Here is a 25086-nt window from a genome sequence, read left to right on the forward strand (position 1 = left end):
CAGGCTGAAGCCTGACCTGCAAGGAGCAGGCGGCGATTTGCCCCGACGCCCGCTTCGGGCTACGTTCTGCCACGAATGTTCCCCACCGGAGCGCGTGCGAATGGATCGTTCCGTGCCTGCCATCGTCGCCTGCGTCTGTGCATTGATCCTCGCGATTGACGGTGCAACCGGGCAGGAGCACGGCGACGAACACCGTCATGCGCACGAGTTCGGCAAGGTCAGCTTTCCGGTGTCATGCACTCCGGAAGCGCAGCAGCGATTCGACGCAGCAGCATCGCTCTACTATTCCTTCTACTGGGAGAAGATCGACGCGGCGGTCGCAGCCGTGCTCGACGCCGATCCGCAGTGCGCCATGGCCTACTGGCTCAAGGCGCAGGCGAGCCTGGAAAACGCGCTCGGCGCGCCGCCGACGGCTGCGCTCGAGCGGCAGGGCTGGGCGGCGGTGGAGAAAGCAAGACAGCTCGAAGCAAGGACGCCGCGCGAGCGCGATTACATCGCGGCCATCGAGGTGGTGTTCAGGGATCGCGACACCGTCGCGTTCCCGGCGCGGGCAATCGCCTACGAGAAGGCGCTGGAGCGACTGCATGCGCGCTATCCGGACGATTCCGAAGCGACAGTTCTCTATGCCTTCTGGTTGCAGGTCACTGCCGACCGGAACGATCAGACGTACGCCAATCAATTGAAGAGCGCGAAGCTCCTGGAGCCGGTGTTCGCTGCCCAGCCGCATCATCCGGGAGCGGCGCATTTCCTGATCCATGCCTACGATTTTCCGACCATCGCGGTGCAGGGTCTCGACGCGGCGCGGCGCTATGCCTCGATCGCGCCGGATTCGCCGCATGCGCTGCACATGCCATCGCACATCTTCTCCCGGGTCGGACAATGGCAGGACTCGATCGATACGAATGCCCGGTCGCGCGCGGCGGCGTCGCAGGATCGCGATGCCTATCACGCGCTCGACTACATGGTGTATGCGGCCCTGCAGCTGGCCCGCGACTCGCAGGTTCGCGAATGGGTCGAATTCGTCGGCAAGGCGCCGACGCCGGACGAGGAAGCACGCCAGATCGCGTACGCCGCCGCTGCCATCCCGGCGCGCTTTGCGCTCGAACGTGGCGACTGGGCGGCGGCGGCACGGCTGTCGCTGCATCCGACGCCCGCCGATTTCAACTGGAGCGCGTTTCCGGAAGCCGAAGCCGTGAACGCCTACGCGCGCGGACTGGGCGCCGCGAGACGCGGCGATGCAAGGGCGGCCGACGCGGAACGTGCACGGCTTACGAGCCTGCGCGCAGCCATGGTCGCGCAGCGGAAGGACTACTGGATCGAACAGGCGAACGTCCAGATGGATGTCATCACTGCCTGGATCGCCAGAGCGGAAGGCCATGCGGATGAAGCCGTGCGACTCCTGCGTGTCGCTGCCGATCGCGAGGACCGGACCGAAGAACACATCATGATGCCGGGGCGCCTCATTCCCGCCCGCGAAATGCTCGGCGAACTGCTGCTCGATCTCGACCGGCCCGAACTGGCGCTGGCGGAGTTCGAGCGATCGCAGCAGGCCGATCCCAACCGCTTCCGCAATGTCTATGGAGCTGCGCGGGCAGCCGAACGTTCCGGGGATCGCGCGCGGGCAAAGCTGTACTACCGGCAACTGCTGCAGCAGGTCGATCCGCAGGCGGCGCGCAGCGAGATCAGGCATGCGGCGGCCTTCCTGCGGAACCGCTGAGCTGCGCAGCGGTCATGGTGGGGTGCTGCGGGCTCGACGACCGTCGAGCGGCAGGCGCAGAATCTGCTGCGGGTGAAATCCAGCCACCGCGGGTTGGAGGTGTCATGAGCATCAGCTTCATCGATCCGCCGAACGTCCGGCATCTCGGCGAGCTGGCCTCGCTGAAGAAGGCGATTCTTGCGCACTTCGATGGCGATTCCGGGCTGCGCTTTCACTCGGACGAAGACCGCTGGCGCGCGATCATCCATCATTATTCGCCGACGCAACGCGGCCTCATCGCCGGACAGATCCGCGAACTCATTTCGCGCGACGACGACTTCGTCCTGACGTTCTGGAACAAGCATTCGGATTATTTCGGCTTCGCCACGGCGGATGAAGTGCGGGCCTACCTGGGCGGGAAACTGGAGCTGTTCGCGTAAGGCGGGGCCGGCATTGGCCTGTTACTCTGCGTGGCCGGAAGAATGCGGAGCGACAGAATGAGTGACGTGCCGATGACGCAGGCGCCAGTGCTGTTCCAGGAACTGGCGACCATCGATGGTCATGCCGTGGGTGTCGCGCAGCTGAATGCGCCGAAGTCGGTCAACGCATTGTCGCTCGACATGATCCGTCTGCTCGATCGGCAACTGCGCGCCTGGCAGGAGAATCCCGCCATCGCCTGCGTCGTGCTGCATGGTGCGGGAGAGAAGGCGTTCTGCGCCGGCGGCGATGTGCGCAGCCTGTATCGCGCCATTCAGGAGCAGGGCGCGAGTGCGACCAATGCTGCGGCGCTGGCCTTCTTCAGCGAGGAATATCGCCTCGACTACCGGATACACACGTTCGGCAAGCCGGTCATCGTGTGGGCGAGCGGCATCGTGATGGGCGGCGGCATGGGATTGATGGCCGGCGCGAGTCATCGCATCGTGACCGAGACGTCGCGCATCGCCATGCCGGAGATCACGATCGGCCTGTTTCCCGACGTCGGCGGCAGCGGGTTCCTGCGACGCATGCCCGCACGGACGGGACTGTTCGTCGCGCTGACCGCCGCATCGCTCAATGCTGCCGACGCGAAGGCCGCGGCACTCGCCGATCATTTCCTGGCGGTCTCGCAGTTCGATGCAATGTGCCAGCGGCTGCAGTCCGCTCGCTGGCAGTCCGAGGCAGAGCGGGATCGCGCGATGGTCTCGGAAATCCTCTCGACACTGGCGGCGTCCGCAAAGGTGCCGCTGCCGGTATCGAATCTGCAGCGTCATGCGGCGGTCATCGATGCGATGTGTGCAGGGGCGGATCTTGCGGAGATCGTCGGCCGCATACGGCAATGCGACAGCGCCGACGAATGGCTGCAGCGCGCCGCGAAATCGCTCGCCGCAGGATCGCCGACCACCGCGGCGTTGATCTGGGAGCTACGCCAGCGTGCGTCATCGCTGAGCCTTGCCGACGTGTTCCGCATGGAGCTGACCGTCGCGATGCAATGCTGCGCGCACCCGGACTTTCCCGAAGGTGTACGCGCGCTGCTCATCGAGAAGGATGGCAAGCCGCGCTGGACGCCGGCGCGCCTGGAGGACGTCTCGACTTCCTGGGTGGCGGGACATTTCATCGAGCCCGACTGGCCGTCGGGACATCATCCGTTGCATGACCTCGCGTGACTTGCGGGAAACAGATCCGGTCAGGAGAATGCCGCGGGCCGTCTCATACCGATAACGAATCATGACTGCACCGTTGAACATTCATCCGGAGCTCCAGTCGATCGGCGCGCACAGGCTGCCGACGAACCGCTGGGCGCTGGCGGCCCTGCAGCGGTTTCTTTCAGCGGTGAATTCGCTGCACCGGCGCAAGTTCGCCTCCGGTTTTACGCGCGTCGCGATTCCCGGCAGCGACGGCTATCCGGTGCCGGCGTGGATCATCCGGCCAGGAACGGCGAAATCGTCCGTGCCGGCGCTGATCTACTACCACGGCGGCGCATTCGTGATGAAACCGGCGCCGCAGCATTTCGAGAATGTGCTGCGCTATGCGCGCGAGGCGGAGTGCGCCGTGGTGTTCGTCGAATACCGGCTCGCGCCGAAGCATCCGTTTCCCGCCGGATTCAACGATTGCCATGCAGCGCTGCAGTGGACGCTCGCGAATGCGGAGTCGCTCGGCGTCGATCGCGAGCGCATCGCCGTCGGCGGCGACAGCGCGGGCGGTGGACTCGCCGCCGGCGTGGCGCAACGCGCGTTGCAGGAGGATGGCATCGCACTGCGCGGGCAGTTGCTGATCTATCCCGCCGTCGATCTGGAGTGCAAGCGGCCGTCGATATCGGCCTACGCCAACGTTCCGCCGTTCAGGAATGCGTCGGCACTGTCGATCGCCGCGACGTATCTGGGTCATCCGGTGTCGCAGGGCGTGCCGCGGTATGCATCGCCCATCCATGGCGATCTTTCGCGACTGGCGCCGGCCTATGTCGAGATCGCGGAATTCGATCTGCTGCACGACCAGGGCAATGCCTACGCACAGGCGTTGACCGACCAGGGTGTCGCGGTCGAACTCAACGAGATCCAGCGCGGCGTGCATGGTTTCGATCTGCTGGCGGCAGGCAGCAGCGTGGCGAAGGAAGCGATGCAGCGGCGTATCCAGTTCCTGCGAAGAATATTTTCCTGACCTTCGGCTTTCGGCCGGATTTCCGCCCTGACTTTGCCCGATTCTTCGGCGACGCTGCACGGATACAGGCGCGGGAGTTCGGACCATGTCGGAACGGATCGATCGGCGTTCGTTGTTGCTGGGATTGCTGGCCACGCGTTTCGCGTCGGCGGCCGGCTCGACGAATGAAGCGCTGCGGGAACGGCTTGCGGAACTCGAAGCCGAAGCAGGCGGGCGTCTCGGCGTCTGCGCGCTCGATCCTGTCTCGGGTCGCTCGATCGGGTTGCGCGAGCACGAACGATTCGCGATGTGCTCGACGTTCAAGCTGCTGCTGGCCGCCGCGGTGCTGCGTCGCGTGGATCGGTCGCAGCTTCATCTTTACCGCAAGGTGACGTTCGATGCCGGCGACATGGTCAGTCATGCGCCCGTCACTGCGGCGAAACTCTCCACCGGTTGGTTGTCGATTGGCGAGCTGTGTGCGGCAGCGGTCAAGCTGAGCGACAACCCGGCAGCGAACCTGCTGCTGGAACAGATCGGCGGCCCCGCCGGATTGACGGCCGATCTGCGCAGCATGGGCGACACGATCACGCGTCTGGACCGCAACGAACTCGCACTGAATTCCAACCTGCGCGGCGATGAACGCGACACCACGACGCCGCACGCAATGGCTCATACGGCGGCTCGCGTCCTGGCGGGCGACATTCTGAGTGCCGGTTCGCGTCAGATGCTGGTCGAGTGGACGAAAGCTTCGCCCACGGGCGCGCGACGCATTCGTGCCGGACTGCCTTCAGGCTGGACCGCGGGCGACAAGACCGGGACGGGAGCCAATGGCGCAGTCAACGATGTCGCCATCGTCTGGCCGCCCGGGCGCGGACCGCTGATCCTTGCCATATATATGAGTGAGTCCCCGCGGCCGGTCGCGGAGCTGGAGCCCGTGCATGCGCGGGTGGCGGGGCTGGTGGCCGAGGCGGTGACTGCAGCCCTGCCCGAATCGCGCGCGGCGGGAGTGCGTAGATATGGCAGGCGTTTGGGTTCAGTATGATCCCCATGCCCTGTCGCTGAGCACCGCATCATGAGCCCATCAGCTGCTTCGACACACCCGCACGCGGCGTGTCACGTGAATCGGGACCGCGCACTGTTGCGTACCGAAACCCTGGTGATCGAGGAACCGCTGGAGATCCGGATCGTCTCGCAGGGCCGCGAGGAGGTCGTCACGGTGACGATGCGTACTCCGGGGGCCGACCAGGAGCTCGCGCTGGGATTTCTGATCGCGGAACGGATTCTTCATGACGCATCGCAGGTGAAGGTGATACGACGCTGCGGTCAGCGATCCAATGTGATCAAGGTGGAACTGCGCGCAGGTGCGGCGCCGCAACTGAAGAGCGTGGCGCGCAACTTCGTGAGTTCTGCGAGTTGCGGTCTGTGCGGGAAAACATCGCTGGACGCCGTGTCGACTCTCGGCTCGATGGAATCGATCGAATGCTCGGCGCGGCCGATCCCGGCGTCATTCCTCTATGGCATCCCGCAGCGCCTGCGCGCAGCGCAGCAGGTTTTCGACGTGACCGGTGGACTGCATGCCGTCGCGGCGTTCGATCTCGGCGGCGAGTTGCTGGCCGTGCATGAGGACGTCGGTCGCCACAATGCGGTCGACAAGGTGATCGGGACGCTCGCTTCGAGAAACTGGCGACCGGACAACACGCTCTTCGCATTGAGCGGACGCGCCGGGTTCGAACTGGTCCAGAAGACGGCAGCGGTGCAGGTGCCGATCATCGTTGCCATCGGTGCGCCCTCAAGCCTTGCCGTGCAACTCGCCGAGCAGGTCGGTATCACGCTCGTCGGTTTCCTGCGCGCCGCGAGCTTCAATGTCTATACGCATCCGCAGCGCCTCGAGCAGCACGTGGTTCCGGTGCGGGAGGCGGTATGAGCGACAGGAGCATCGAGCCGTACGATCGCGCTGCAGGAGGCTGGGAGGCGCTGGCAGCGACGGCAGCCGTCGTTCGCGAGCAGGGCGCGCCGGCCATCAGCACTCGTGCATTGCTGAAAGCCAATCAGCCGTCGGGGTTCGATTGTCCCGGATGCGCCTGGCCGGATCCGAAGCACACGTCGTCGTTCGAGTTCTGCGAGAACGGCGCGAAGGCGGTCGCGTGGGAGACGACTTCACGAACGGTCGGGCCGGAGTTCTTCGCGGCGCATACCGTCACGGCATTGCGTGCGCAGTCCGATCATTGGCTGGAATCGCAGGGGCGCCTGACGCATCCGCTCAGATACGACATTGCCAGTGATCGCTATGTGCCCATCTCGTGGGCTGATGCGGCGCAACTCGTCGCGCTGCATCTGCGTGCGCTGAGCACACCCGATGCCGCGGCGTTCTACACCTCGGGGAGAACCAGCAACGAAGCCGCGTTCCTGTACCAGTTGTTCGCGCGTGAGTACGGCACGAACAACATGCCCGACTGTTCCAACCTGTGCCACGAGGCGTCGAGCGTCGGGTTGCCGCAGTCGATCGGCGTCGGCAAAGGCACCGTTCAACTCGCCGACTTCGACTGCACCGATCTCATCCTGAGCTTCGGTCACAACCCCGGCACGAATCATCCGCGCATGCTGACGACGTTGCGGGCGGCGCGAAAGCGAGGCGTGCCGCTGCTCGTCTTCAATCCGCTGCGGGAACGCGGGCTCGAAAGATTCATCGCCCCGCATAGCGCGGTCGAGATGTTGACGGGAGAAGGAACCGAGCTGGCGACTCAGTATCTGCAGTTGCGTGTCGGCAGCGATGCGCTGGCGTTGCAGGGCCTGATGAAGCTGTTGCTGGAATGGGAGCGCGACCGATCCCCGACGGATGAGCCGATCCTCGATCGGGAGTTCATCGATGCGCATACGACGGGATTCGAGGAACTGACGCGGCAGCTCGATGCGCTGTCGTGGGATGAGATCGTCGAACAAACGGGTGTAACCCGGGTCGAGCTGGAGGCGGCGGCCAGGGAGTACGCCCGTGCTCGCTCGGCCATCCTCGCCTACGGCATGGGAATCACGCAGCACGCGCACGGGACCGAGAACGTCCATCAGCTCGCGAATCTGCTGCTCCTGCGCGGGAACATCGGCCGGCCCGGTGCGGGCATCTGTCCGGTGCGCGGTCACAGCAATGTGCAGGGTGATCGCACGATGGGCGTCAACGAGCGTCCGCCGGCAGACCTGCTCGATCGCATCGAGGCGACGTTCGGATTCTCGCCGCCGCGAACCGAAGGCTATTCCGTCGTCGAGTGCATCGAAGCCATGCGCGAAGGAAAGGTGCGGGTGCTGATTGCGCTCGGCGGCAACATGGCGGTCGCGGCGCCTGATCCGGTGGCGACTGCGGAAGGCATGGGCAAGCTCGCGCTCTACGTCGGCATTCACACGAAGCTCAATCGCAGTCACCTGCTCCATCGTGCCGATGCACTCATCCTGCCGGCGCTGGCACGCTCGGATCTCGACGTGCAGGAGGGCGGCGTGCAGAGCGTGACGGTCGAAGATTCCATGTCGATGGTGCATGCCTCGCAGGGGTTCAAGGCACCGCCCTCGCAGGAAGTGCGCTCCGAGCCTGCGATCGTCGGGATGCTGGCCGCGGCTACGCTGCCGGACAGCAAGGTGGATTGGAACGGTCTGGTGCAGAACTACGATCGCATTCGCGACCTGGTCGAGAAGATCGTTCCGGGGTTCGAGAACTACAACGAGCGCATTCGCATCCCGGGCGGATTTCATCTGCCCAATCCGGCGGCGCTACGGAGGTGGAAGACGCCGACGGGACGGGCGCAGTTCAAGCTGCGGACGGCGCAGCGGCGCACCGCGGGAGTATTCCCGCTCCTGCTGACGACGATCCGTTCGCACGATCAGTACAACACGACGATCTATGGGCTGAACGATCGTTACCGCGGTATCAAGGGTCGCCGCGACGTCGTGTTCATGAATGAAGAGGACATGCAGGCACGGGGCATCCGGAACGACGACGCAGTCACGCTGCGCGCGGCGAACAGAATCGCGACAGGATTCCATGCCGTCGCTTATCCGATCGCCAGGGGATCGTGTGCAGCATACTTTCCCGAGGCGAGCGTGCTGGTCGCGCTCGAAGATTTCGATCCGCAGAGCCGCACGCCGGCATACAAGTCGACGCCGGTGGAAGTGGAGAAGGCGCCGTCGGCATAGGCAGGTCGCGGATTATGTCGCGACCTCGGCCCTGCGGGGGGTGAGGGTTGGGATTGCCGCGTACTGCTGCGTTCGCATGAACGCTTTCACGACTGGCCCTGGATCGCAAACGCGAGCGACCTGTTGCTAGAATCGTGCGCAAGCGGGAGGAATTTCCCCAGGATTCGAACTAGAACAAGCAGGAGCAGCCGGAGTGCACACGCGAATTTCCAACGTCGTTTGGGCAGGATTGCTAGTGCTCGCGGGATGCGGGGGCGGAGGGGGCGGCGGCAGTTCGGCGACATCGTCACCGCCGGACACGACGCCCGACACCTTCGCTCTCTCGCAACAGACAGACATCGAACTGTCTCAGTCCGCAATCTCGAACGACGTCGTCATCGCGGGCATCACGGCCAGCGCTGCCGTCAGTATCACTGGCGGCGAATACTCGATCGAGGGTGCTGCCTTTACCTCGGCGGCCGGAACGGTTGCCAACGGCCAGAAGATCCGAGTCCGTGTGACGTCGTCGAGTCAGTTCTCGACTGCGGTGAGCGCGGTGCTGACCGTTGGCGGTGTATCGGGCACCTTCACCGTGACCACGGTGGCGGCAGATACGACGCCGAATGCCTTCGGGTTTGCCAGGTCCGTCAATGCGGTCCGAGACACATGGATCGTGTCCAGCACCGTGACGATTTCGGGTATGAACACCGCCGCGCCCGTCAGCATCGAAGGAGGCGAGTACTCGATCGATGGGGGCGCATTCACGAGTGTTGCGGGCTCCATCAGTTCCGCCCAGACACTGGCCGTCAGAACCCGGGCCTCCACGAATTATTCGAGGATCAGCCGGACGCGCGTCACCGTCGGCACGGTCTCCGAGAACTTCGAGGTGACGTCGGAGCTGCCGAATTACATTCCGGACGCCGTGGTGTACGACGATCAGGACATCGTGTACCTGCTGGACAACGCGCACAGCTACATCTTCAGATGGTCGATCGGCGAAGCGCGGTATCTCGATGCCTATGTGCTGGCCGCAAGTGCCTCGTCGCCGACCACCATGGCGTATTCCGGCGATCACGGGCGTCTGTATCTCGGCTACGGCAATGGAGCGATTCGATTTCTGGATGTGACCGCGGCCGATCCGGTGGATGCACCCTTCGCGCAGGTTTCTGGGAATGTCATGGGACTCGCGTCCGTCGGTCGTTTCGTGCTCGCGCAGGACGACGCCGGTGCGTGGGGGACGCATTACATACTCGATCGCAACGGAGTTGCGACGGACCAAAAGGACTGGAACTACTACTCAAGACAGTACGCGTGGGATGGATCTTCCTCCCGCGTCTATTTCTTCCGCGACAGTTTCAGTCCCAACGATCTGCTGTACGAAACGATCGATCAGTCGACGGGGAAAATCACGAGCCAGGGCGAGACGCCGTATCACGGCGCCTATTCGATTCAACCGCCGATCCGCGTATCCGCCAACGGCAGCCATGTCCTGCTCGGTAGCGGCGACATCTACAACCGCACGGACCTTGCCTGGGCAGGATCGCTCGGTTCGCAGGTGACGGATGCGCGGTGGTTCGCCGACAGTTCGATCGTTGCGCTGATTTCCGCAAGCAGCAATCAGACGGTGCTGCGTCGCCTCGGCGCCAATCGGACCGTCCTGGAGCAGCGGACATTCAACGGTCAACCGCTGCGCGTCATGGGTACCGATGCCAGAATGGCCGTGCTGATCAGGACGACCCAATCAGTCGAGTTCCACACCTACGTTCCCAGCGACGACAGCGATGGCGACGGTGTCGCGAACACGCAGGATGCGTTCCCGCTCGACGCGGCCGCATCAGTCGACACCGATCGCGACGGATATCCGGATGCCTGGAATGCGGGCATGACAGGCAGCGACAGCACGACGGGCCTGGCTCTCGATGCCTATCCGCAGGATGCAGCGTGCTATCTCCCCGGACACGGGGACGGCGTGAACTGCGATTACAGCGCGACGCTCCCGAACTACGTTCCTGACCGGATCGTCGCTGCAGGGGACACGGTATACCTGCTCAGCAGTGCAAACCGGCGCGTCTATCGGTGGTCGATTGCTTCGGGTGCCTACCTCAATCCGTACGTCGTCGGGATCGACCAGGGGTTCAGCACCCTCGCGCCGACGACGATGGCGCATTCGCCCGATCATCAGCGCCTGTACCTCGGGTACGGCTCGGGTGCAATCCACTACATCGACCTCGCTGCCAGCTCGCCGGTGGAAACGTCGTTTGCCACTACGGCGATGGGGCTTGGAGGACTGGCCGCAGTCGGCAACTACGTTCTCGCGCAGGACGACAGCGGTGCCTGGGCGACTCACTATGTGTTCGATCGCAACGGTGCACTGACGGACCAGGAAGACTGGAATTACTACTCGAGGGAGTATGCATGGGATGCGGCGTCTTCCCGCGTGTACTTCCTTCGCGACGACACCAGCCCGAACGACCTGATGTACGAAGTGATCGATCAGGCAACGGGAACGATTGCGGAAAAGGGCGAGTCGCCGTATCACGGTGCCTATTCCATACAGACGCCGATTCGCGTGTCGGCCGGCGGTCAGTACGTGCTTCTGGGCAGCGGCGACATCTACAACCGCACGGACCTGACGTGGTCGGGCTCGCTCGGCGGGCAAATCGTCGATGCGCGCTGGATGGCCAATGGTTCCATCGTCACGTTGTCGACTGCCGGTAACCAGACTGTCCTGCGCCGGCTCGGGACGAACCTGACGGTGCTGGAGCAGATGACTTATGCGGGTCAGGCACTGCAAGTCGTGGGCAGCGATGCGAGGATGGCGGTCCTCGTCGTCGAGAACGGCACAGTCCGGTTCCGCACCTACGTGCCGAACGACGACAGCGATGGGGACGGCGTCGCCAACACGCAGGACGCATTCCCGCTGGATGCAGCGGCATCGATGGATACGGACCGCGATGGGTATCCGGATGCGTGGAACCCCGGCAGGAGTCAGGGCGACAGCACGACCGGGCTGAGCCTGGATGCCTATCCTCAGGATTCTGCGTGCTATCTCCCGGGGCATGGCGATGGCGTCAATTGCGACTACGGCGCCACGATTCCGAATTATGTGCCTGACCAGGTCGTTCGTGGCGACGACACGATCTATCTGCTGAGCAGCGCCAACCGGCGTGTCTACCGTTGGTCCGTGAGCGCAGGCAGGCACCTCAATCCGTACGTCGTCGGCATCAATCAGGGTTTCAGTACGCTCGCGCCGACGGCGATGGCCTATTCGTCCGATCACCAGCGTCTGTATCTCGGCTACACCACCGGCGCGATCCGCTACATCGATCTGGCTGCGGCCAGCGCAGCCGAGACGCCGTTCACGAATACAGCGATGGGCGTCGGCGGCCTGGCAGCAGTGGGCAATCATCTGCTCGCACAGGATGGCAGCGGCGCATGGGCGACGCATTACATCTTCAATCGCCAGGGCGCGTTGACAGACCAGGCCGAATGGAACTACTCCTCCGGGGAGTACGCGTGGGATCCCGTCAGTTCGCGTGTGTATTTCTTCCGGGACTCCATGAGCCCGAACGATCTGCACTTCGAAGTCATCGAGCAGACGACCGGAACCATTACTGCGGCCGGCGAGACTCCGTATCACGGTGCGTATGCCATTCAGCCGCCGATCCGTGTTTCGGCGGGAGGCCAGTACGTCCTGCTGGGCAGCGGTGACATCTACAACCAGTCCGGACTGTCATGGGCGGGGTCGCTGGGCATGCAGGTCGTCGATGCACGATGGTTTGCCGATGGCTCCATCGCGGCGCTGACCAACATCGGCAACCAGGCCATTCTGAGGCGGCTGGGTGCGAACCGGGCGACGCTCGAGCAGATTTCCTACACCGGACGGGGATTGCGCGTCGTAGGCACGGATGCCGGCATGGTCGTGGTGACCATCGACAACGGCGTCGTGCAGTTCCATGCCTACACACCCAGCAACGACAGCGACGGCGATGGCGTAACGAATACGCAGGACGCGTTTCCGCTGGATCCCGCCGCATCGGTCGACACCGATCGCGACCACTATCCCGACGCATGGAATGCAGGCATGTCGCAGAGCGACAGCACGACCGGGCTCAGTCTCGACGCGTATGCACAGGACTCCGCGTGCTGGCTCCCGGCGCATGGCAACGGAGTGCAGTGCAACTACGGCGCCACCGTGCCGAGCTACATACCGGACAAAATCGCCAGCGACGATGACGTCATCTACCTGTTGAGTGGAGCCAATCAGCGCGTCTATCGATGGTCAATCGCATCGGGTGAGTATCTCAACCCGTATGTCGTCGGCATCGATCAGGGATTCAGCACGCTGGCGCCGACGACCATGAGCTATTCGAGTGCCCATCAGCGCCTGTACCTGGGCTACAGCACGGGCGCGATCCGGTATGTGGACGTTTCCGCGAGCAACGCTCCGGAGACGCCATTCGCCAACACCTCGATGGGAGTCGGCGGGCTGGCGGCGGTCGGCAACTATGTGCTGGCTCAGGATCCGAGCGGTGCATGGGCGACGCACTACATTTTCGATCGCAACGGCGTGCTCACGGATCAGCGGGAGTGGAATCAGGTATCGAGAGACTACGCGTGGGACCCCGTGACGTCGCGCGTGTACTTCTTCCGGGATGGGATGAGCCCGAACGACCTGCACTATGAAGTGATCGATCAGACGACGGGTTCGATCGCCGGACAAGGCGAAAGTCCGTATCACGGCTCGTTCTCGATCGAGCCGCCGATTCGCGTAGCGCCGGATGGTCAGTACATTCTGCTCGGTACTGGCGATGTCTATGACTCCCCGGGGCTCACATACGCCGGCGCGTTGGGCGCGGCGATCGCAGATGCTCATTGGCGCGATGGCGTCCTGGTCACTCTCGACACGACCGATCGTCTCGACATTCGCGACGAGCATACGCGCGCCGTCCTTGCGAGCTACCAGTACCTCGGTCAACCACTGCGCATCGCGTTCGGCCAGACCGGTGCCTTCCTGGTTCACGTGGTGAACAACACCACCGCATTCCTCGCGCTTCCGTTCGGCGATCAGGATCTCGATACCCTCCCGCGGTGGTGGGAACAGCTGTACGGATTGAGCGACGCGAATGCAGCGGATGCGCTCGGAGATCTGGACGGTGACGGCGTCAGCAATGCTGACGAGTATCAGAATCGCTCCGACCCGACGGTCGTCGATTCGGATGGCGACGGGCTGACGGACTTCGAGGAGATCGTCACGTATGCGACGAATCCCGCCCAGGCCGACAGCGATGGCGATCGTCTGAACGACAGGGAAGAATTGCTCACCTACAACTCCGATCCGTGGGATCCCGATTCCGATGGCGACGGTTACACGGACTTTGATGAAGCGCTGTACGGAGGCGATCCGAACGACCCGACTGGGCTGCCGTCGCCGATCACCAGCTTCAGTCAGGGCTTCGAGGGCACGCCGGACTGGAGAGCATGGTCGACGCCGGCAGGAAGCAGTGCGCCCTGGATGCTCGATTCGACGGTGGCGCGCACGGGCAGCGCGAGCATCAGATCCGGAGCGGTCGGCGTCCAGCAGTCCAGCAGCACTCGATTCCGCGCGGTCTTTGCGGCTGGCCGACTCAGCTTCCATTCCAGATTCGACAGCTCGTCGGGGTGCTGCGACCGCCTCGCCGTCCTCGTCGACGGAGTTGAGGTGGCGTCGATTTGGGCGGCGACACAGTGGACGCAGACCACCGTACCGATCACCGTGGGCCCGCACGACATCGAGTGGCGGTATGTCAGGGAAGACTACTATGGTCCCGGAACCACGGTCTGGATCGACGACGTGGCCTTCGCGCCATGAGCGGAGCAGACGGAGTCATGTCCAGGACGACTGTCGTTACCGGGATCGTCGTTGCTGTCGCTATTGCGGGTGCGATCTATCTGAACCGCAGATCGACGGACGATGCGCCGCCGCGAACCGACGCGGCGGCTCAGCAGGCGAGCTTGCCGAAGGAGGGAGTTCGAACCGATTCGACACCTGCTGCATCCGCGGTGGCGCAGTTGTCGAGCGCGCCCGTGCGGCCGGCGCCGGATGATCCTCGCCTGGTAGCGCTGCAAGTGTCCACGGACAACGGACTCATCGAGTTCATCAAGGACGCGAATGGCAAGGTGATCCAGGAAATCGATCAGGACGCGGGAAGCTTGGGCTTCAGGAAGCCGTTGCGCGAATACATGTACGCAGGCGACAAAATGATCGGGGTGACCTCGTATCAGTACTTCCCCGATCACGTGCAGGTCAACACAACGGCGGTTTCCTACAAACCGGACGGCAGCGTCGACCAACTCATCGAATCGACGACGTACGACAGCGGCGCCAGGAACGGAGCGCCAGGTCGGTGACGCGCGCAGCGCGGCAACTATGTCGACGGTGACCGACCCGCCGATGCCGCAGAAGTCGGCGATGCAATCCGCATCGGCTGACGACGCCCATACGTGAGCGAGCGCCACAGCCATTCGGCGGGACCGAACTGAAACCGGTTGAGCCACCACGGACTCCACAGCAGCTGCAGCGCCCAGATGGCGATCACGAAATAGTAGAGCTGGTGGCGCTCGAACTGGCCGAAGAGCCCGAGTCCCGCGCCCGTGAACAGGAGACCGCAGAGGATGCTCTGAGTGAGGTAGTTCGTGAGTGCCATCTGACCGACGCGTGCGAGGACACGCTTTGCGGCCATGAGCACCGGCGTCTGCCACAGCCAGCCGATCAGTCCCAGATGGGCGAGCGTCAGCGGTACGCGGCCCACGTCGTAGGTCACGTAGGTGTCCACGATGGCGTCCACCGAAAATCCCGAGCTTTCGAGCATCTGCACTTCCCAGGCATTGACGCCGAGACCGACGGCGTAGCCAGCGAGCATCATCGTCAGATAGGTCGAGCGTCGCGCACTGCCGGACAGAACGCCGAGTTTCAGCAGCGCCATGCCGATGAGCATCATGCCGAGACATTCGGCAAAGCCGTAGCGGATGAAGAAGGTGGTCTCGAAATAGAACGTGCGGCTCTTCAGATAGCGGAACGCGCTGAGATAGCTTGCCTTGATGCGCTCGATGGCGCGTTCGATTTCTTCGCGTGCCGGTTTGTGATCTGCATGCTCCTCGTTGAGTTCGTCGATGGCGTGCAGCTGTTCGTCGGTGAGTGTCGCGCCCGACTCCTGCAGATTCATCGCGGCTTCCGCGCGCGTGCGTACTTCGTCGTACTCGATGCGGTCCGTGAGATTCACGATCGTCGGCACGCTCAGGACGGCGAGGCCGATCGCGATCAGAGCCGGCGTGCGCAGCTTGCGGAAGAAATAGAGAAACAGCCCGGTCACGCCGTAGTAGAACAGGATGTCGCCTTCCCACAGGAACAGGTAGGCGTTGATCAGTCCGAACAGGATCAGCAATACCGTACGGCGAAAATAGAGCGCCGTACCGCCGAGGTCGCGTGTTGCGTGCGCGTCGTGATGTGCCTGTCGCTGCAGGAAGAGCAGGGCGCCGGCGCCGAAGAGCAGCGTGAAGAGACCGCGCATCGTGCCTTCGAAGAACAGCGCGTTGATGCGCCATGCCCAGAGATCGGCGCCCTCGTGCCCGCCCCAGTTGGTCGGATCTTCGTAGGCTTCCGGCAGGCCGAAGCCGACGATGTTCATCAACAGGATGCCGAGGACTGCAATGCCGCGCGTGGTGTCGAGCATCCCGATACGTTCGGCACGGAGGGTGGGTGCGGCGTTCACGGGAGCTCCTGTCGTGACCTGCCGCCAGTGTGCCATTTCTCGGGGAATGGCGAGAAATTCGTGGCCGCACGTCCGCGAGGCGCCAGCACACTGAGGACTCTCCTACCGCAATGGAATTCGCATGGAACGCGTGGCCTGTTCGACGCGGGACCCCTCGAAGACGCATTCGCGCTGGCGCGGTCGCATCCGGCAGCGATCTGCGGGTGCGGCAATGGTCGAAGCGGTGATCGCATTGCCGATCCTGCTGGCCGTGATCCTCGGCGCGATCCAGTTCGGGCTCATCTATGAAGCGAAGGCGACACTGAACTTCGCAGCCCTGCAGGCAGCGCGCGCCGGCGCGGTCGGCCACGCCCAGCCTGCTGCGATCCGTGGCGGTCTCGCCCGCGGACTGGCGCCGCTGTATTCGCCCGATTCATCGGTCGCAGGCGTGGCGGCGACGATCGCGCGTGTGAATGCATCGCTGGTGCAGGACGCGCGCATCCGGATTCTCAATCCCACCCGCGAAGCCTTCGAAGACTTCGGCGAGGAAGTCGAGGGCGTGCGCGAGATACCCAACGATCGCCTGCACGCCCGCAGCACCAGCGTCGGCGCACTCAGCGGCGTGAACGTCCAGGACGCCAATCTGCTGCGCGTCGAGATCACCTATGGCTACGAACTGAAGGTGCCGCTGGTCAACTGGTTCATTTCGCGCATCCTGCTGTCGGCGCGCCGTGTCGGGAATATGGATGCGTTCGAGCAGCAGCTGCTGCGTCGCGGCCGGCTACCCATCGTGACGACGTCGACCGTGCGGATGCAGAGTCCGGCGCGGATGAGCGATGCCGTTGTGGCTCGCGGCGATCTGCCGGACGTGGATCGCATTCCGGCCGATGCGCGCCCGCCGGATGATGCGCAGGACGATGACGGAGAAGGCGAAGAGGGAGCGGGCGACAGCGAATCGGGCGAGCAGGAAGGCAGCAGTCTCGCGGACGGATTCTTCGGCTTCGGCGAGGGATCGGGCGACGGCAGCGGCGGCGGATCATCGCCGGGCAGCGGTGAAGGCGGTGGTTCCGGTTCCGGCTCGGGCGGCGGTGCGGGCGGAGGCGGCGCCAACGGCGGTTCGTCCACGACGTGTTCCGGTGGGGACGGCGGCAGCAGTCCGTTCCCGTCGAATCCCGGGCCGCCGGGCGATTCTTCGCCGGTAACGCCGGGGCCGGGTCCATTCCCGATATCGGGGAACGGCGGCGACGGAGCCTCGCTGCCGAGCGTCGAACTGCCTTCGCTCAGCGTGGGCAATCCCATCCATGTCGTGACGGGCAACAAGTATCAACGCGAGATCGATCTGCCTGCGTTGCCGGGAACGCTCGGCCTGTCGCTCGTCCGTCATTACAACAGCGAAGCGTCGGCGCGCGCCGGCGTGATGGGGGCGGGGTGGCGTCATGGATATGAGGCGTCGATCGAATCGGGCGCTGATGGCGAGTCGCTACTGCTATGGCAGGCAGATGGCCGCCGTCTTCGCTTTGCGGGATCGAAGGATTCGAGCCGCTTCGTCGCGCAGAGAGCCAGCGATGGTGTCGTCGAGAAGTCCGACGAAGGGTACGTGTGGCGTTGGCGGTCGGGACGGGAACTGCAGTTCGACCGCTCCGGCCGGTTGACGGTTCTGCGCGAGCAGTCCCGCATCGTGACGCTGCACTACGACGATCAGCAGCGATTGCAGCGGGTGGTGGATCCGCAGCGACGCGAGCTGTCCTTCGAGTACTACGCGAACGGCCGCATCGCGCGCATCCGCGCGCCGGGTGGCGCTTCGTGGCGCTATGGCTACGATGCCGCCGGCAATCTATCGCAGGTCGTATCGGCAAGCGGCCGCGCCCGGCATTACGAGTACAACGACTCGCGCCATCCGCATCACTTGACGGATCTGCGTGCCGGCAGCGTCCGTCTGCCTGCCTACGGCGGCAAGATTCGTCTCATCCCCGTTGCTCACTGGGAATACGACGCGGCGGGACGCGGCATCCTGTCATCTCATCCCGACGCGGCAGGCAAGGTGAGCCTGGAATACGGCAAGGGCTACACCGATGTCACGGACGCCTTCGGGCGCGTGAGTCGTTACGTCACCGACATTCGTGACGGTGTCGCACTGGTGACCGAAGTCCGTGGGCCGGGCTGCGGCACTTGCGGTGTGGGCGACGTTCGCTATGCGTTCAACGATGCCTTCCAGGTGGAAACGATCGAGGCCCGGGGATCGCCATCGCAGCGATACGCGTATGACGACGAGCGGCGTCTGATCTTGATCGAACGCGATCAGGGGGCGGGTTACGAACGGGTCGTCCAGTACAGCTACGACGGCGATGCCGATCAGCCGTCGCATGTGGAACTGCCGAGCATCAAGCCGGGGGCGGTGCGCTCGATCGAGGTGAAGTACACCCGCAGCGGTTTGCCGCTGTCGTTCCTGGAGCGGGGCTACACGCCTTCCGGGGAAAGCGGCTACGAACGCATCGAACGAACGATCCGGTTCGACTACGACGCCCACTCGACGTTGCTCGCGATCGACGGACCGCGTACCGATCTGAACGATGTCACACGCTTCCAGTACGACGACTTCGGACGGACCACGGCCATCCTCATGCCGGGCGATGAACGGGTCGAGTTCTCCGATTTCGATCCGGCAGGACGTCCGCGGCTCATGCACCAGCCGGGTTCCCCGCCGAAGCGCGTGGAATACGACGAAGAAGGGCGGCTGACTCGCATGACCCAGCTGTTCTCGAGCGGTGAGCGCAGCACTGGCTATGTCTACGATGGTCTCGGTCGACTGACTGAAACAGTCGATGCCGATGGGCGCATCCGGCGAATCGGATATGACCAGGCCGGCCGGCCCAATCGCTTCGCACTGGATGAGTCGGGAATCGGCGGCGTGCTGAAGTACGCCGCGGACGGCCAGGTCGTCGCCGCAGCACTGCTGATGCCCGGGAATATTCCGGTGCGATGGTTTCAATATGTCTATGACGAGCAGCGTCGACTGATGGAAGTCCGCGACGGCGACGGTCCGCCGTTACGCCAGTTCGCTTATACGGACGACGACTCGCAACCGGCGAGAATCACCGATCCGCTCGGCAATGCCACCGAGTTCGCCTATGGCTTCGGTGGCATGCTCGAATCGATGCAGGCAGCCGATGGTGGAGTCACTCGTTTCAGACGCGACGACGAAAACCGGCTTGCAGGTGTCGTTGCTCCGAACGGCGCGGCGACGAACTATCGATACGATGATTTCGGCCGACAGGTCCAGGAAGACAGCGCCGACCGCGGCACGCTCCGCTATGCATATGATCGCGCGGGAAATCTGGCACAGAAGGAAGATGCGAACGGCGAGATCATGCGCTTCCAGTACGACGCAGCCAATCGCCTGCTCAGAATCCATCGTCGTGAAGACGTGACGGAGTTGAGCTATCGATCCTCCCGGCTGGTCGAGATCGTTGCTCCACAGCAGAAAGAACGCTTCGGGTATGACGAGAACGGCCGGCTCGTCACGCACGAACGCAGAATCGCCAATCGTTCGTTCACCACATCGCAGACGTTCGATGCGCAGAATCGCCTCGATACCCGGACACTGCCGTCCGGCCAGCGGCTGCGCTACCACTACACGCAGAACGGAGCGCTCCGCGCGATCACGCGCGAATCGATGCTGCGAAGCGAACTGATCCTCGGCGACCTGGATGCCAGAACGACCGAGAAGAAAGCCCGTCCCCTCGATGCCATGGGGCGGCTGACTTACGGCAATGGCCTTGAGTTGCGGAATCTGTACGAACCGAAGGCTGGATATCTTGAGCGCCGTACCCTGCTGGGCCTGGCGGCATTCAAGTATGCGTACGACGACTCCGGCCGCCTGACAGGAATCAGCGATGGCCGAACTCCCAGATCGTACGATTACGACGCCACGGGTCGACTCACGGCCGCAAGAATCCCCGCAGGCGAGTTCACCTATGCATATGACAAGAACGGCAACCGCCGATCATCCAGTGCTCCGTCTGCAACTGATGCTGCTCGCGACTTTCGCTATGCGGCCAATTCCAATCGCTTGCTCGAAGAGCACATCGCCTACGATCGCGCCGGCAACCCGCTACAGATCGCCAACCGACGCTACGAATACAACAGCGAAGGCCGCCCCATCAGCCTGCACGTCGACGGAAAACTCGTCGCAACCTATCGCTACAACACCGCCGGAGAACGGATCAGCAAGACTCTCTACAAGGGAGCGAGACCCGAAACCACCTTCTATCTATACGAACGGCACCAGCTGATCGCCGAAGCCGACGAACGCGGCAAGGTAACGCGCGAATACCTTTACCTCGGCGCCCATCCCGTCGCCCTGATGGAGTCCGGAAGAATCTTCTGGATCCACACCGACCACCTCGGAACGCCCGTCTCCATCACCGACGCCACCCGCCGCGTCGTCTGGAGCGCAGAGTACGAACCATTCGGCGTCGCGCACATCGATGAAGATCCGGACGGAGACAACAACGCACTCACGCTCAACCTGCGTTTCCCTGGTCAGTACGCGGATGCGGAGAGTGGTACGTACTACAACGTCATGCGGGACTATGATCCGGAGACCGGGCGGTACTTGACGCCGGATCCGTTGGGGCTGTTTGACGGGGCAAACAAGTATGCGTACGTGCACGGGAATCCGATCTCGCATTCGGATTCCCTCGGGCTGTACGACGAGGTAGTTCACTACTACATGACGTACTTTCTGGCGCTGGTCGCGGGATTACCACAAGATGTGGCTAGAACGATTGCGATCGCGACGCAGTATATCGACAGAAATCCTTTGACGATGCCCACCACGCAAATCGGTCCGGTGCCCACTGGGTCGAACGACCCAGCCCTGCCGCTATATCACTTCGTATTGAACTACAGTGCTGGACAGTACGGGGATCGCACGTCCGACATACTCATGCGGTTTCAGAATCCATCGTCAACTCAACTTAGCAATCTTCTGGCCAGCACTGACCCAGCCAGATTGCGTGAGCTTTGGGTGGCAACACATCCCACGGGTACACCAGGGCTATGCCCAATGCCATCCTTCACTGACATCAACAACGCTCGATATCAGCTCTACGGGGAGTACCTGCACGCCTTCGAGGATACGTTCGCCCATCGCGATTCCCTGAATATGCCGTATGCAATCGAGAGCAGCGGACTGAATACACCAATCGCCGATACGGGGCATTTTGGTGTGCACGGTCCGTCGGGATACGAAGCCCCTGATCGCACCTTTAACCAGGATGATCGGCCTGGTGATTCTCAGTGCCGGATTCTCCATTTACGTCGTGGACCTATCATCGTACGTGGACTGACGGAGCAGGAGTGCGAGCGACGCGGCCAGGCACGGGAGGCGCTAGGAAGTGAATTCACCCCGCCACCCGAGGAGCCCTCGCGATGTGAGGTACATCACTTCCTCGGCGGAGCGCAGGTGATCAATGGGCTGACGCGTGACCAATGCATGGCATGGACACAACGCGCGGCTCGGGTAACCTATACGCCACCCGACGCCAGCCACTGGCGTTACAACGAACTGCGGACGCTGCGCATGGAGAGCGAGGTCTTCAATATGTTGACTACGACGTTCCAGGATGAAATCGCTCGCAACCGCCAGAATCTAGGGGCTTCAGTGCCGCAAATCACTTGGCGGGAGCTTGCCGGCAGAGAGGCCTGGGACGAGAGCAGTCCACAAGCCAACGCGCGGATCGGCCTCGAACAGACGTTCGACGACTGGCGGGAGTCGCAGGGACTGTCCGAAGTCAATTTGGGACTGCAGAAGTTCAACGCATCGACAGCGGATGAAGAGGACCGCCTTGAGATTTTGAATGAATGGCTAGCTGTCATGGGCCTTCGGAACCAACAAGGTGAGGTGATTGAAATCGAGCCTTGGCCTGGCGACTATCGCGCGGCTCGCAATCGCTGGGACAATATTGGCTGGATCCCAACCGGATCGTTCACCGGGTTGCTCCTCCCAAGAGACGAGGAGTGTCAGCCGATCAGAAATATTCCTGGCAACTGCGAGGATCAACCGAGGCGCTGAACGGACAAGGCAGTCAAATGAGTCGCTGGAAGGCCGTCGTTCGGATTGAGATGCACCCGAAACGGACCGTTGTGTTAACGGTTCTAGTCCTTCTTTTGGTGGACTGGGTTGTCTTTGATCGATGGGGGATCAACGGTAGTGTTGCCGATGCGACAAATGGCGCTCTGATAGAGGGTGCGTGGGTCTTTGCAGTGTTCAACGGCGAGGAACCGCTCATTAACATTCCATACGGGCCCGACCCGCGGTATCGAATGGATAAGTGCATGGGGACGCGCGTAACCCGAACCGACAGTCTCGGTCGCTTTCGGTTCGATGCCTTTACGTTCAATCGACCGTTGGCTCAAAAGTCTGCGCACATCATCGTCTTCAAGCCCGGATGGATAGCCAGTACGGAAAGTTCGAGCATTGCTTCAAGTCTATGGGCGCTTTCACCTAAAGTTCGAATATCGATGACACGCGGCCCCGGAGAGCGACAAAGCGTTAGGCAGTACAGGCCTGACGACGCTCAGGCAAGACTTCCGACGAGCGAGCATTCATTTTCAAGTGAGCTCTCGGGCGCTGCGCGTGTGGTAGTGCGAGCGATGTCGCGATGTGGCTACCAGGGTCTTCCCATGGCACGTGCCGCTATGGAGCATGCCCTAGACATCACAACCACGTTCGATGAGCGAGAGCGTATCCGCGCTTCATGTCGGTACGCGGCGAATGCCGCGATGAGATTTGGACGTAGCTGGCCTTTCGATTGCGAGAATCTCCCCTTCAAAAAATCCGTGAGCTCCGAAGTGCTCGCCGTTGAGGCGGAAGTCGTCGCCGACAGGCGCATGCGCCTCGGTGATCCCCCTCGGTACGGCCAGAAATAGCCTGCCAAGTGCAATCCAACGTAAGGATGAAGTATGCGATCGGCATTTCATGTACCGGAAAAGAGAGCTGTTCGTGAACATGTCAGATCGCTCTGGACCGCGCCGCTTTCATGAATGCGAGTTCCCGCGAAGGTCGCAATCGGTATCGTCGAGTAAGTGTTGACTGCGACAATCTGCCGTTCAGGCAATAGTGATTGCAATGTGCATTGCCTGCTCTCACTGGATAAACGCAAAATTCAGCAATTAAATCGGAAGCAGCGAATGGACTCGCGTACTCCTCTACGGGTTTCTCTTCTCGTTATTTGCGTTGCCATTTGCGGAGTCGGCAGCGCTGCCCCGCAGTCCACGCTTCTAATCCCGTGGCCCCACCACTGGGAGTATCGCTACCCGTTCGTGCAGGATGGGACAATCTATTTTGAAGCGCGGCAACAAGTGAATGATGTTACGTCGCAACGACTGCGAATCAGACTGCTTGATATCAGTCAGGCCAAGAAGACGATCGATTCTCAATTGGTGAGAGACCTTGTCATCAGATTGCGGTCGGCCTCACTGGCAGCTGCCGGAGGAAAGGAAACTGGAGTCACCGCGTTCGACGCTAGTGTGGGCTACTACTTTGTAACGAGTAGTCAGCAGTCGGAAAGCCCAGGTCAGACCGTCGAGGGAGTTCTCCTTTCGTCGGGTCATCTGGTCTATTTCACATTGGTAACTCACGATGCGGAAAGCATCGATACCAAGGATATCCTGGCGGCCCTGGGGAAGTTGCGTATTCAGTAATCGCGAATGAGGCATGGATTGAACGACATGGAGGTCAGAATGTCAGCGCGTATACGTTTCACAGGAATTCCGTTGCTTCTTGCAGGCTGCCTTGCTGTCGCAGGCGTCGCAATGGCGGATGGTTTGACCGAAGTGTTGCGCGGAGCCCGGGAAGTTAATCGCACCGCACGTCAGACGACTGCGCTCTACAAGGAAGCTCGCTCCGTCGTGGTGCCGGTGATTGCGCCACGGACCGATTCCGTCGCGATCGACCCGGAGCGCGTCATTCTGTACAGCGCGGCGTGGTGCGGGTATTGCACGCAGGCGCGGAAGTTCATGCAGTCGCGCCAAGTGGCGTTCGTCGAATACGACATCGAGCAAAGTCCGCGCGGATATGCGGATTATCGAGCGCTCAACGGATCGGGAGTGCCCATTCTCCTGATAGGCGATCAGCGGCTGTCTGGCTGGAGCGCATCGAGCTTCGATCAGATGTACGCGCGCTTCAAGTCCGGCAAGGGATCCTCTGCGGTCGCCAAGGCGAGTGGCGGGAAGCCGGCGACATCGGTGGGAGATGTGGTGGTGGCGAAAATCGCGAACGTGCCGATTTACTCGTCACCAGAAAAAGCGAGTGTGATGACTCTGCTTGCGAAGGGTGAAGAAGTAGTGGTGCTGCAGCAGCAAGAGGGCGATTTCATTCAGGTCCAGGCTGCTGCAGGCGTTGGCTATGTCGATCGCCGTCTCGTGAAATAGGGCGGGCCGTATTGCCGCTGGTGAGATCACTATTCAGCTTCAGCCGTATCGGCTTCGCTGCTGGTACTCTCCCGCACAATTGCCAGGAACTGTGCGCCGTAGCGATCAAGTTTTCGCTGGCCAACACCGCTGATAACCGACAGTTCGGTCGGTGAACGAGGTTTGCGCGCCGCGATCTCGCGAAGCGTTGCGTCATGGAAGATCACATAGGGCGGGACGCCGCTCTCGTCAGCAAGTTGCTTGCGCAGGCGACGCAGCGTTTCGAAAAGCGCATCGTCCGGCGTGAGGGAGTGAGCTGGTATCTCCTTCTTGCCCTTCTTTTGTCGCTTTGCTCGGGTAGGCTCGGCTAGCAGGACCTTCCTTCCTCCGCGCAACACCTCCCAACTCTGCTTGTTGAGCACCGCCACCGGATATCCATCCTGCGTCTCCTCGACGATGCCTTGATGTACGAGCGTC

General features: G+C 62.6%; 16 protein-coding genes. 12 read left to right on the forward strand and 4 right to left on the reverse strand.

The window, feature by feature from the left end:
* Nucleotides 1–100: 100 nt before the first annotated feature.
* The 7 genes from V7D81_RS17535 (at nt 101) to V7D81_RS17565 (ending at nt 8485) form a co-directional block, all read left to right on the forward strand.
* The gene (locus V7D81_RS17535; protein ID WP_324318646.1) at nt 101–1717 is read left to right on the forward strand and encodes a tetratricopeptide repeat protein; all 1617 of its coding nucleotides are present in this window, start codon (nt 101–103) and stop codon (nt 1715–1717) included.
* A 104-nt stretch (nt 1718–1821) separates the two neighbouring features.
* Nucleotides 1822–2136, forward strand: a complete 315-nt coding sequence (locus tag V7D81_RS17540) for a hypothetical protein (RefSeq protein WP_324318648.1) — start codon at nt 1822–1824, stop codon at nt 2134–2136.
* A gap of 57 nt (nt 2137–2193) precedes the next feature.
* Nucleotides 2194–3339 carry an enoyl-CoA hydratase/isomerase family protein gene (locus V7D81_RS17545; protein WP_324318650.1) on the forward strand — a complete coding sequence of 382 codons (1146 nt, stop codon included), beginning with the start codon at nt 2194–2196 and terminating at the stop codon, nt 3337–3339.
* Between the two features lie 61 nt (nt 3340–3400).
* Nucleotides 3401–4330 carry an alpha/beta hydrolase gene (locus V7D81_RS17550; protein WP_324318652.1) on the forward strand — a complete coding sequence of 310 codons (930 nt, stop codon included), beginning with the start codon at nt 3401–3403 and terminating at the stop codon, nt 4328–4330.
* A gap of 85 nt (nt 4331–4415) precedes the next feature.
* On the forward strand, nt 4416–5351 hold the full coding sequence (gene bla, locus V7D81_RS17555) for a class A beta-lactamase (RefSeq protein ID WP_324318654.1): 936 nt from the start codon (nt 4416–4418) through the stop codon (nt 5349–5351).
* 96 nt (nt 5352–5447) lie between these two features.
* Complete coding sequence (gene fdhD / locus V7D81_RS17560; protein WP_324318655.1) at nt 5448–6233, forward strand: formate dehydrogenase accessory sulfurtransferase FdhD; 786 nt, start codon at nt 5448–5450, stop codon at nt 6231–6233.
* The gene (locus V7D81_RS17565; RefSeq protein WP_324318657.1) at nt 6230–8485 is read left to right on the forward strand and encodes an FdhF/YdeP family oxidoreductase; all 2256 of its coding nucleotides are present in this window, start codon (nt 6230–6232) and stop codon (nt 8483–8485) included. The genes fdhD and V7D81_RS17565 overlap by 4 nt, the downstream gene beginning before the upstream one ends.
* Nucleotides 8486–8833: 348 nt before the next feature.
* Here V7D81_RS17565 and V7D81_RS17570 read toward each other — a convergent pair whose 3' ends face one another.
* Nucleotides 8834–8959, reverse strand: coding sequence for a hypothetical protein (locus V7D81_RS17570; RefSeq protein ID WP_324318659.1), 126 nt, complete (start codon nt 8957–8959; stop codon nt 8834–8836).
* Nucleotides 8960–8995: 36 nt separating this feature from the next.
* Nucleotides 8996–9172, reverse strand: a complete 177-nt coding sequence (locus tag V7D81_RS17575; protein ID WP_324318661.1) for a hypothetical protein — start codon at nt 9170–9172, stop codon at nt 8996–8998.
* On the opposite strand from V7D81_RS17575, the gene V7D81_RS17580 reads away from it, so the two are divergent.
* Nucleotides 9165–14315 (forward strand): thrombospondin type 3 repeat-containing protein, encoded by a 5151-nt coding sequence (locus V7D81_RS17580; protein WP_324318663.1) that lies wholly within the window; start codon nt 9165–9167, stop codon nt 14313–14315. The two genes, V7D81_RS17575 and V7D81_RS17580, sit on opposite strands and share 8 nt — an antisense overlap.
* A 17-nt stretch (nt 14316–14332) precedes the next feature.
* Nucleotides 14333–14854: a hypothetical protein gene (locus V7D81_RS17585; protein WP_324318665.1), complete on the forward strand. Its 522-nt coding sequence runs from the start codon at nt 14333–14335 to the stop codon at nt 14852–14854.
* A gap of 17 nt (nt 14855–14871) precedes the next feature.
* On the opposite strand, the gene V7D81_RS17590 is transcribed toward V7D81_RS17585, so the two are convergent.
* The gene (locus tag V7D81_RS17590) at nt 14872–16215 is read right to left on the reverse strand and encodes a DUF418 domain-containing protein (protein ID WP_324318667.1); all 1344 of its coding nucleotides are present in this window, start codon (nt 16213–16215) and stop codon (nt 14872–14874) included.
* 121 nt (nt 16216–16336) lie between these two features.
* Here V7D81_RS17590 and V7D81_RS17595 point away from each other — a divergent pair, with 121 nt between their 5' ends.
* The 3 genes from V7D81_RS17595 to V7D81_RS17605 all read left to right on the forward strand — a co-directional run bounded on the left by V7D81_RS17595 (nt 16337) and on the right by V7D81_RS17605 (nt 24630).
* A complete protein-coding gene (locus tag V7D81_RS17595) occupies nt 16337–22270 on the forward strand; it encodes a DUF6765 family protein (protein ID WP_324318668.1) in 5934 nt (1977 codons plus the stop codon).
* A gap of 1016 nt (nt 22271–23286) precedes the next feature.
* Nucleotides 23287–23901: a hypothetical protein gene (locus V7D81_RS17600; RefSeq protein ID WP_324318670.1), complete on the forward strand. Its 615-nt coding sequence runs from the start codon at nt 23287–23289 to the stop codon at nt 23899–23901.
* Between the two features lie 27 nt (nt 23902–23928).
* Nucleotides 23929–24630, forward strand: a complete 702-nt coding sequence (locus tag V7D81_RS17605; RefSeq protein WP_324318672.1) for a glutaredoxin domain-containing protein — start codon at nt 23929–23931, stop codon at nt 24628–24630.
* A 29-nt stretch (nt 24631–24659) separates the two neighbouring features.
* On the opposite strand, the gene V7D81_RS17610 is transcribed toward V7D81_RS17605, so the two are convergent.
* A partial coding sequence (locus V7D81_RS17610) for an HRDC domain-containing protein (protein ID WP_324318674.1) occupies nt 24660–25086 on the reverse strand: 427 nt, incomplete at its 5' end.

It is taken from the genome of Povalibacter sp. (genome assembly GCF_036735925.1).
Classification (GTDB): Bacteria; Pseudomonadota; Gammaproteobacteria; order Steroidobacterales; family Steroidobacteraceae; genus Steroidobacter.

Bases quoted from the DNA above. Each gene is read 5' to 3' on its own strand.
- V7D81_RS17585 (WP_324318665.1), top strand. From the start codon at position 14,333: ATGTCCAGGACGACTGTCGTTACCGGGATCGTCGTTGCTGTCGCTATT.
- V7D81_RS17605 (WP_324318672.1), top strand. From the start codon at position 23,929: ATGGAGGTCAGAATGTCAGCGCGTATACGTTTCACAGGAATTCCGTTG.
- bla (WP_324318654.1), top strand. From the start codon at position 4,416: ATGTCGGAACGGATCGATCGGCGTTCGTTGTTGCTGGGATTGCTGGCC.
- V7D81_RS17565 (WP_324318657.1), top strand. From the start codon at position 6,230: ATGAGCGACAGGAGCATCGAGCCGTACGATCGCGCTGCAGGAGGCTGG.
- V7D81_RS17580 (WP_324318663.1), top strand. From the start codon at position 9,165: ATGAACACCGCCGCGCCCGTCAGCATCGAAGGAGGCGAGTACTCGATC.
- V7D81_RS17545 (WP_324318650.1), top strand. From the start codon at position 2,194: ATGAGTGACGTGCCGATGACGCAGGCGCCAGTGCTGTTCCAGGAACTG.
- V7D81_RS17535 (WP_324318646.1), top strand. From the start codon at position 101: ATGGATCGTTCCGTGCCTGCCATCGTCGCCTGCGTCTGTGCATTGATC.
- V7D81_RS17540 (WP_324318648.1), top strand. From the start codon at position 1,822: ATGAGCATCAGCTTCATCGATCCGCCGAACGTCCGGCATCTCGGCGAG.
- V7D81_RS17550 (WP_324318652.1), top strand. From the start codon at position 3,401: ATGACTGCACCGTTGAACATTCATCCGGAGCTCCAGTCGATCGGCGCG.
- V7D81_RS17595 (WP_324318668.1), top strand. From the start codon at position 16,337: ATGGAACGCGTGGCCTGTTCGACGCGGGACCCCTCGAAGACGCATTCG.